Annotated in this window: 6 protein-coding genes; 4 read left to right on the top strand and 2 right to left on the bottom strand. The window is 39.4% G+C overall.

Annotated features, from left to right (window positions below; all coding sequences use genetic code 11):
• Positions 1 to 106: 106 nt before the first annotated feature.
• From C200_RS08255 to C200_RS08240, 4 genes are all read left to right on the top strand, one after another.
• A complete protein-coding gene (locus C200_RS08255; protein ID WP_016211014.1) occupies positions 107 to 433 on the top strand; it encodes a type 2 periplasmic-binding domain-containing protein in 327 nt (108 codons plus the stop codon).
• Between the two features lie 317 nt (positions 434 to 750).
• Entirely contained in the window at positions 751 to 3,117 is a 2,367-nt protein-coding gene (locus C200_RS08250) for a 3-hydroxyacyl-CoA dehydrogenase/enoyl-CoA hydratase family protein (RefSeq protein WP_016211013.1), read from the top strand.
• Positions 3,118 to 3,177: 60 nt separating this feature from the next.
• Positions 3,178 to 4,374, top strand: coding sequence for an acetyl-CoA C-acyltransferase (locus C200_RS08245; protein WP_016211011.1), 1,197 nt, complete (start codon positions 3,178 to 3,180; stop codon positions 4,372 to 4,374).
• A gap of 278 nt (positions 4,375 to 4,652) precedes the next feature.
• Positions 4,653 to 7,082, top strand: a complete 2,430-nt coding sequence (locus C200_RS08240; protein WP_016211010.1) for an acyl-CoA dehydrogenase — start codon at positions 4,653 to 4,655, stop codon at positions 7,080 to 7,082.
• 92 nt (positions 7,083 to 7,174) lie between these two features.
• Here the strand turns inward: C200_RS08240 and C200_RS08235 are convergent, their stop codons facing one another.
• Together C200_RS08235 and C200_RS08230 are read right to left on the bottom strand one after the other, a co-directional pair.
• Positions 7,175 to 8,677 carry a hypothetical protein gene (locus tag C200_RS08235; RefSeq protein ID WP_016211008.1) on the bottom strand — a complete coding sequence of 501 codons (1,503 nt, stop codon included), beginning with the start codon at positions 8,675 to 8,677 and terminating at the stop codon, positions 7,175 to 7,177.
• Between the two features lie 108 nt (positions 8,678 to 8,785).
• The gene (locus C200_RS08230; RefSeq protein ID WP_016211012.1) at positions 8,786 to 9,358 is read right to left on the bottom strand and encodes a hypothetical protein; all 573 of its coding nucleotides are present in this window, start codon (positions 9,356 to 9,358) and stop codon (positions 8,786 to 8,788) included.
• Positions 9,359 to 9,490 lie beyond the last annotated feature (132 nt).

Raw genomic sequence — 9,490 nt, 5'->3', positions numbered from 1 at the left:
TTAATCCAGCGCTATAATTAACAGTTATGAAGAGGCCGCAGTATTAAAGTCAAATCAGTGTTTTGGTGTGTTACTTGGAACGCCTCAAGAGCGACGTCTTCGTTACATGGCAGAGAAAAAAGGCATAGAGTTAAATTTTGCTGCTTTAAAACATAAAGAAATGTACAAACTGCTGTATAACAAAAGAGTGCCATTTATATATGGGGGGATTCCTGAGGCTCTAGCTGCTTGGGAAGTCGATGGATATAGCGCATCTACCAAACTAATTTGGGGAAAGAGTTTGCAAGTTTTGCCACTATGGATTGCCACAAGCAAAAAATCTAAGCGTTTGAAGCCAGAAGATTGGCAGCGTGCTTTAGCGAAAGTGAAAGCATCTGGTTTCTATGATAAAACACTCCAAAGGCATTTTAAAAATTTGGAGATTACAAATTAAGCGTTAAATTAAGCGCTATTAGGGTCTTAATCATACTTTGAGGCCGTCTCTGATGAATTGGCCTTTTGATTGATGTAAAATTTATAAAAAATAAAATATACTAATTTTTATTATTAAGTAAAATTTAGTATATTTTATATGAATTATTTTTCATTAATATATTTATTAAATGTTTATTGTTTGCTGGAATTATAGCTTGTGATCCTTGCATCTTAGGATAAATAAATGTAAGAATTAAATTTGCTTTGAGTGGTCATACAGCCTCTGTTGGTTGGTCACTATGGAAGAATCATGGAGTGATAGTGAGGGAGAAAATAGTGAGTAGGAAACCGCTTTATATTGGTAAAGTTGCTGTCCTTGGTTCTGGAGTTATGGGAGCTCAAATCGCTGCACATTTTGCAAATAGTAATATTGAAACTGTTTTATTTGATTTACCTGCTGATGGTAACGATATAAATGGGCGTGTTAATGCATCACTTAAAGGGTTGAAAAAACTAAAGCCAGTACCTTTTGCTGCTGCGGATGTTGTTAGACAAATTACTGCGGCGAATTATGAAACTGATTTGGAGCAACTTAAAGATTGTGATTTGGTATTAGAAGTTATTGCGGAACGAATGGATTTAAAAAATAGTTTATTTGAAAAAATAATTCCTTATCTTAAAGACAGTGCTATTTTAGCAACGAATTCTTCAGGGCTAAGTATTAATGAATTGGCTGATAAAATGCCAAAGCGCATTAAAAAGCAATTTTGTGGTGTACACTTTTTTAATCCACCACGATATATGTCCTTGGTTGAAATAACTGCCCATCAGGATACGGAAATAGAATTGCTTAATGACTTAGAAAGCTTTCTTGTTAGCTTACTTGGTAAAAATGTGATTCGTGCAAAAGACACACCTAATTTTATTACTAATCGGGTGGGGGTATTTTCAATGTTGGTAATTGGTCATTATACAGAAAAATTCCAGTTACCATTAGAAATTGTTGATGAGTTAACAGGCGCTAAAATCGGCCGAGCGAAAAGTGCGACTTATCGTACAGCGGATGTTGTGGGTTTAGATGTATTTGCTCATGTGGTAAATACTATGAAAGAAGGCTTGGCTTATGACCCTTGGACTATGCTTTATCAGCTACCTGATTTTATTAGCGCTTTAGTAAATAAAGGGTCTTTAGGACAAAAAACACACGCGGGTATTTATAAAAAAGTAGACGGGACACTTTATGTGATCGATCTATTAAAAGGTGACTATCGTCTTGCGAACAGTAAAATACCAGATGAGATCAATATTATTTTAGCAGAAAAAAACCTAGTAAAGCGTTTTGGTTTATTACGGGCATCAAGGCTGCCTGAAGCTCAATTGCTTTGGTCATGTTATCGTGAATTATTTCATTATTGTGCTTATCATGTAAATGATATTGCTGATACTGTTCGTGATGTTGACCTCGCTCTACGCTGGGGGTTTGGTTGGCAGAATGGTCCATTTGAAACATGGCAAAAAGCGGGTTGGCAACAAGTTACTCGCTGGATTGAAGAGGACATTGCAAAGGGTTTAGGCTTAAGCCGAGCGGGTTTACCACAATGGGTGCACGATGTTGCTAAATTTGATGGGGTATATAGTCAACAAGGGGCATATGCACCAGCAGCTGATCAACTTATTGCTCGTGCTGAACTTGATGTTTATAAACGTCAATTAAGCCCGCAATGGGTACTTGATGAGGCTATTTTACAAGGTAAAACACTGTATGAAAACAATAGTGTTCGCTTATGGACGACAGGTGATGAGATTGCTATTTTATCATTTAAATCTAAGTTGTGTGTGATTGGTGAGGATGTACTAGACGGGATAATGATGGCAATTGCGACTTCGGAAAAAACCAGTAAAGGCTTAGTGATTTGGCAACAGGGTGAGCATTTTAGCGCTGGGGCTAATTTACGACAGTTTGCTCAGTTATTTAAGACTGAGGGGATAGAAGCTATGCGCAAAAGCTTGGAAAAATTCCAGCAGACGGCATTGGCTTTGCGTTATGCCAAGATTCCTGTGGTTGCAGCGGTGCGCGGCTATGTTTTTGGTGGTGGTTGCGAGCTGATGATGCACTGTGACCGCACTGTTGCAGCACTTGAGTCTTATGTTGGTTTAATTGAAGCTGGTGTGGGTTTAATTTCTGCTGGAGGGGGCTGCAAAGAGATGGCGTTACGTGCATCAGTGAGCATTGATCCTTACAAGCAAGTGCAAAGCTATTTTAAAAACATTGCAATGGCTGTGGCGGCGACAAGTGCAACCCAGGCTAGATCAATGCATTATTTGCAAGGTGCTGATATTACGGTCATGCATGTGGATGAAATTTTATATATAGCAAAGCAACATATTCACACTCTGGTTGAGACTAGTTATCGTCCTCCGTTAAGGCCTAAAATCCCTGTAATTGGCCGTGAAGGCATTGCAGTGATGAAAATGATGGTTGTGAATATGAAAGATGGACGCTTTATCTCTGAACATGATGATTTAATTGCCACTAAGATTGCAGAGGTGATTTGTGGAGATGATTTAGATGCAGGTACGCAAGTGGATGAAGCATGGTTTTTACACCTAGAGCGTGAAGCATTTTTGTCACTATTGCAGACGGAAAAAACTCAGGCGCGCATTGAGTATATGCTGAAAATGGGCAAACCATTGCGTAATTAATTTAATATTAAAGGATTAAATTAAAGGATTAAATTAAAGGATTAAATTAAGGATAATGGAATGAAAAAAGTTAAAGAAGTGTATATTGTTGCTGCAAATCGTACTGCGGTGACTAAAGCGTATAAAGGCATATTTGCTCATACTCGCCCAGATGATCTGCTCGCTCATGTCATTGCTAATACTTTAGCAAAGGTTCCTACAGTTGACCCTGCAAACATTGATGATGTTATTATCGGTTGTGCGATGCCAGAGGCTGAGCAAGGGATGAATGTTGCACGTATGGGGAGTTTGTTGGCTGGCTTGCCTAATTCAGTGCCGGCAATGACGGTCAATCGCTTTTGTTGTTCGGGTGTAGAAACTGCAGCGCTGGCGGCAGCACGCATCGGGAGTGGTACAGCAGATATAATTCTAAGTGGCGGGGTGGAGAGCATGAGTATGGTGCCTTTAGGCGGTAATAAGCCGAATGCAAACCCTAAATTATTTGATGGTGATCATGATGTTGCTATTGCTTATGGTATGGGCTTAACTGCTGAGCGAGTTGCTGATAAATATCAAATTAGCCGTGAAAGGCAAGATGAATTTGCTTTAACAAGTCATCGTCGTGCAGTTATGGCGATTGAGCACGGCTATTTTAATGATGAAATTTTACCGATGGATATTGTGAAAACTTGGCCTGATTTAAAGGATAATCAGGTGATTAAAAAGAGTATTCTAGTAAATCAAGATGAAGGGCCACGACCAGATTCAAACTTAGCTGCGCTTGCACAATTAAAAGCGGTGTTTATGCAAGGTGGTTCAGTAACGGCAGGTAATTCATCACAAATGAGTGATGGAGCTGGAGCTACATTATTGGTCAGTGAGAAAGCGCTGCATGAACATAGTCTAACTCCGCTGGGCCGTTTTATCGGTTATGCAGTTGCTGGAGTTGAGCCTGAGTATATGGGGATTGGTCCGGTTGCTGCTATCCCTAAAGTGCTTAAGCAGACGAGTTTGTCCCTTAATGATATCGAGTGGATGGAATTAAATGAAGCGTTTGCAGCGCAATCACTTGCGGTGGCAAATCAGTTAGATTTAAACGCTGAGATTGTTAACCCACAAGGCGGTGCGATTGCACTAGGTCATCCACTGGGGGCGACCGGTGCGATTCGTATTGCAACTTTGTTGCATGGCATGCGCCGTGAAAAGAAAAAATATGGCATGGTGACGATGTGTATAGGAATAGGGATGGGTGCTGCGGCGGTGATTGAGGCGCTTTAATTTTTTTATTATTTTTTATAAAAACAGGGCTTACACACGTTGATAAAAATAGATTATTGAAAGCATGAAAAATATGTGTTTATGGAAAAATTTTCATGTAAATTATGAAATAAACACACTGAAAGTGCAGTTTTGGGTGGACTCATAGCGAGATTTTGTTGTCAATGCGTAAGTCCTGAGAGTTTATTCTATAGTTATGCAGATATACGCAACAATTCGTATACTTAAAATATAATTGAGCATTTGGTAAATTTGGTAATGTAAATGGAGATTATGTTGTGATTGAAATCATTATTACTTTGATTCTCATGACTTTTATTGTCGGTTTTTTTAACCCACGGATGATTGTTTGGTCGATTGCTGGAGCCATATTATTGGTAATTTGGAGTTATTTGGGTATAAGCAGTGTATTGATTAAAACCTTTATCTGGGTGGCTTTTTTGGCGATCGCCGTGATTTATACATTCAGACCCATACGCCGTCGTTTTATTAGCTCAGCAATTTTAAAAATATTTAAAAAGAGCTTGCCGACGGTGTCACAAACGGAAGAAGAAGCCCTTAATGCTGGAGATAGTTGGTTCGAAGCTGATATTTTTCGTGGTCAGCCTAATTGGCAAAAACTTCAGACGTTAACGATTTCAAAAATGAGCACAGAGGAACAGGCTTTTTTTGATAATGAGACTGAGCAGTTATGTCAGATGATTGATGATTGGCAAGCAACGCATGAAGATAAAGATTTATCACCAAAAGTCTGGCAATTTATGAAAGACCAGGGGTTTTTTGGTTTGGTGATTGATAAAAAATATGGAGGTAAAGGCTTTTCTGCTTATGCGCATTCTAGTATTGTGATGAAAGTTGCTTCAAAAAGCTCAAGTGCTGGGGTGACGGTGATGGTACCGAATTCATTGGGCCCAGGAGAGTTACTCTATCACTATGGTACGGATGAGCAAAAAAATAAGTTTTTGCCTGAGCTGGCACAAGGTCGGCAAATTCCCTGTTTTGCTCTAACGGCACCTGAGGCGGGTAGTGACGCCGCTTCAATTCCAGATAAAGGGATTGTTTGCATGGGCCATTATCAGGGCGAGGAAACATTAGGTATTCGCTTAACTTTTAATAAACGTTATATTACGTTAGCACCGGTAGCGACATTGGTTGGTTTGGCGTTTCATCTTTATGACCCTGAGCGTTTATTAGATGGGGAGGAAGCGATTGGGATTACTTGTGCCTTAATGCCACATGATCATCCGGGTGTTAACATAGGCAATCGTGGTATTCCATTGGATATGTGCTTTATGAATGGCACTGTACGTGGTGAAGATGTTTTTATACCTATTGATTGGATTATCGGTGGGCGAGCACGTGCTGGTCAAGGTTGGAAGATGTTGGTGGAGTGTTTATCGATTGGCCGCTCTATTTCATTGCCGGCCTGTGCGACAGCAACGGGTGCATTAAGCTTTGTGATGACAGGTGCATATGCATTAGTGCGTGAGCAATTTAATACATCAATTGGTCATTTTGAAGGGGTTGAAGAGGCTTTAGCACGTATCGGTGGCTTGACTTATCTGCTTGATGCGTGTCGACGTTTAACGGTGACTGCTGTTGATCAAGGTATTAAGCCATCGGTTGCTTCTGCGATTGCTAAATATCATATGACCGAGATGAGCCGGCAGGTAATTAATGATGCGATGGATATTCATGGTGGGCGTGGTATTTTGCTTGGCCCACGTAACTACTTAGGCCGTGCTTATCAAAGTGTACCGATTGGCATCACGGTGGAAGGTGCGAATATATTAACGCGTAATCTTATTTTATTTGGGCAAGGAGCGATGTGCACACACCCCTATTTACGTAAAGAATTTTATGCGGCACGTGATGGTAAATTAGCCGAGTTTGATCAGGAGCTATTCTCTCATGGTGGTTATTTATTTAAAAATTTCTGCCGCAGTCTTTGGCACGGGTTGACTGCGGGTAAGTTGATTGCAGTACCGGAAAGTCGTTTAGCTGGTTATTATCAGCAAATTAGCCGTATGAGTGCAACATTTGCATTGACTGCGGATGTGGCATTGCTTTACTTAGGCGGCTCATTAAAGCGCAAAGAGCGCCTTTCTGCTCGTTTGGGCGATGTGATGAGTTATTTGTACATGGCTTCAAGTGCATTAAAACGTTATACTGACGAAGGCGAGCCGCAACAAGAATGTATCTATGTAGAGTGGGCTGTGCAGCATTGCTTATATCAGGTGCAAGTTGCCTTTGATGAATTTTATCAAAACTTTCCTCAGCGTTTTTTAGCCAGCGTGCTACGACGTTTGACATTCTTTTGGGGTAAGCCTTATAAAATGCCGCAAGATTATCTTGATCATAAAATCGCGCAAGACATGTTAAAAAATACGGAAGTGCGTCGCCGTTTTGCTGCATTAGTTTATGTTCCTGAGCATATGCCAGATGATGCAGTTGGCCGTGTTGAATGTGCATTTCAGTTGCGCTTAGAAGCTGCTGCTATTTTAGCTAAAGTCAAGCAGGCGGTTAAGGCAGGAGAAATTGCTAAAGGCGCTTTAAAAGGACAGATTGAGCAATTAAGCCAGCGCGGTGCGCTATCAGCACAAGAATTAGCGTTACTAAAACGTTATGAGCACGCACGCTGGGAAGTGATTCAGGTTGATGAGTTTAGCAAGGAATCACTACAAAATAATAAAACAAGGCCATCATAGCATCGAACAAGGTCCAACATTTAGATGCAGCCTAATTATTTCATCTTTGCTACGACAATGGTGAGAGTATTTCATTAAATGTTATAGTTTTTTTATGGTGTAATACATGCCTTGTTAAGATGGCGAGTTTGTATCTGATTCGTAGCGGTTTGTTCAATAATACTTTGATAGAACAATGTTGTTTTTGTATGTCTGCCTTTGGTTTTTTTGGCTCGGTCATTGATTGCCGTTTTTAAAGCATCGTATAAATGCTTTTCAAACTGTTCAGGTGACACTGTATCATTATCAATATGCTGCATTATCTCGCGATTTTCTAGTGCATTTGCGATTGAGTCTGGCAGCTTCATGGAGCTATCTATAATTAATTCTTGTGCTAAATTTCCTGGGACTTTTTTACCACCCCAATATTGAACGAGTTGTTCGGATTTCTGTATGAGATCAATTAATAAGCAGCGTTTTGCAAATCGATGATTACAGGTTCGTCCCTCATAGTCTTGGATAGGAATAACTGTTCCATCGCTACTGCAAACGGTTGCAGTAGCGAAACTTAATTCAAAATCTTCCCTTTTAAATAATCTTCTCCAGGTTGTGTTTTTTTCTTCAGGAAGGTATTTACCACTAGTTTTATCATATTTACCTGGTATTCCACTGAACTGAGTCATGCTATCTGTTGCTGCGGCTTTAACTCCTTCATCGGTTTTTCTTGAAAGACGAAAGAAATCTGTGCCTGCGTGTGAAAAAGCATCAGCGGCTACCAATGTTGCAAGTTGGCAGTTTCGATAGTCTCCATTTAGGTATCCACCGACAGGGCATAGTTGTGGTTTGGGGTCGGTAGTTGTGCGATGTGCCAATGGGCGTGTATAAAAGGGTATGTCATTGATTTCTTGATCACTTGCTTCGCATTCAGAATAGGGGTCATAATAGATGGCTGCTATGCTGTCCCTTAATTCTGGGTGGTTTGCAAGAAAGGTTTGTAGTGCGATTTGAAACCGTTTCCCCATTTTCCCCTGGCGTTTACCTGCAAATTGACCACATCCCCAACCTGGAATAGTAAATAAAAATTTTTTCCCAGTTCGCCTGAAGCTCTCTTGTAAATGAGCAAATGCAGGCAGTAATCGTCTTTCTACAAGGTGGTTATACTTGCCTTGGTCAAATTTTTTATTCGTTGTACATTCATATAAATCTGGGGTTATCTTTGTTCGATCATTCCTAAACAAAGGGGCTGAAACAAAGAGCAGTTTACCTTGGTGAGGTGGATCGTAAGCTTGAAAGGAAGGTAAACGCCTATCGTGAATTCCATTATCAAAGATTGATACATCTACTTCTGTGACAAGATCTGATAATATCAAGGCCTCTGTTTTATTCCAGTCTCTGCCATCACAGTAGACTTGACTTTCAGCAAAGATGCCTTTTGCTTTTGTATTAGCAAGCAACTCGAGAAATTGATATGGTTGAAGTTCCGCTAGAATGACACCATCTTTATCGATCAAATGTTTTAGCCTTGCTCCTGGAGCTGCCTCTCCAGAAATAAGATCTATTAAATACTTTTTAGCTCTGAGGTAGCTGCGGTCGTTTATTGATAAGGTATACGGCATAATTATAAGCTTATAATTTATTATTTTAACTTTAACTATAATTACAAAAAATGAATTTTTTAATGGTAGTATTTAATTAAGAGTTAAGTTTTTAGTAAATTTTTTTATTTATAAAAAATGAGACATTTCGCGTGAGCAATCTTCTATTTCTTCTTGAGTATGTCCAGTGGTGTTTGCTGTTTGAAAAAGTGGTATAAATGGTTTATAAATTATGCTTTGATATTGTAATCCATTGTGCCAAGTTGGGTGCAACCTTCCAAACACTCTGATAGTAACTGTATCTCTAGCGCCATGATCATCATTAAATAACTCTTGGTATTTGCTGATGTATGCATCTTCATAATTCTTATTAAAATCAATGGTTTGATAGATGTCCTGGTTTGAGTCGATATGATGGTAAGAACCATCTATTGTTGAAAATGCATTCCAGCTATGTCCTTCTGTTTCAAGAATGAAGATGGTATTTGGTTTTCTTAAGACATATGCTTTCACATCCACCCAATTTTCTACCCTTGCTAGTTCTAGCTGGCTTAAGACTTCAAATGCTCCTTCTAAATCAAGGTCCTCTGCATACATCCCTTGGTTTCCTCTTAAAACTTCAGCTGTTTGGACACTATGTATAACACATTGGCCAGATTCTTTTGATGGGTTTATTTTTTTTAAAAAACTAGCCAGAGGCATATAGAACTACCTTATCTATTTACTACTATAGAACTACATATAGCGAATATGAAAAAGATAAAATACAGTAAATTTATTAACTCACCTTACGCACTGACATGATAAACAATGTATAATGAAATCTGATAGATA

Source organism: Piscirickettsia salmonis LF-89 = ATCC VR-1361, from assembly GCF_000297215.2.
In the GTDB taxonomy this organism is placed as follows: Bacteria; Pseudomonadota; Gammaproteobacteria; order Piscirickettsiales; family Piscirickettsiaceae; genus Piscirickettsia; species Piscirickettsia salmonis.
This window is presented reverse-complemented; position numbering and strand designations above follow the sequence as displayed.

Coding starts and splice junctions, on each gene's coding strand:
- C200_RS08245 (WP_016211011.1), top strand. CDS start 3,178: ATGAAAAAAGTTAAAGAAGTGTATATTGTTGCTGCAAATCGTACTGCG.
- C200_RS08230 (WP_016211012.1), bottom strand. CDS start 9,358: ATGCCTCTGGCTAGTTTTTTAAAAAAAATAAACCCATCAAAAGAATCT.
- C200_RS08255 (WP_016211014.1), top strand. CDS start 107: ATGGCAGAGAAAAAAGGCATAGAGTTAAATTTTGCTGCTTTAAAACAT.
- C200_RS08235 (WP_016211008.1), bottom strand. CDS start 8,677: ATGCCGTATACCTTATCAATAAACGACCGCAGCTACCTCAGAGCTAAA.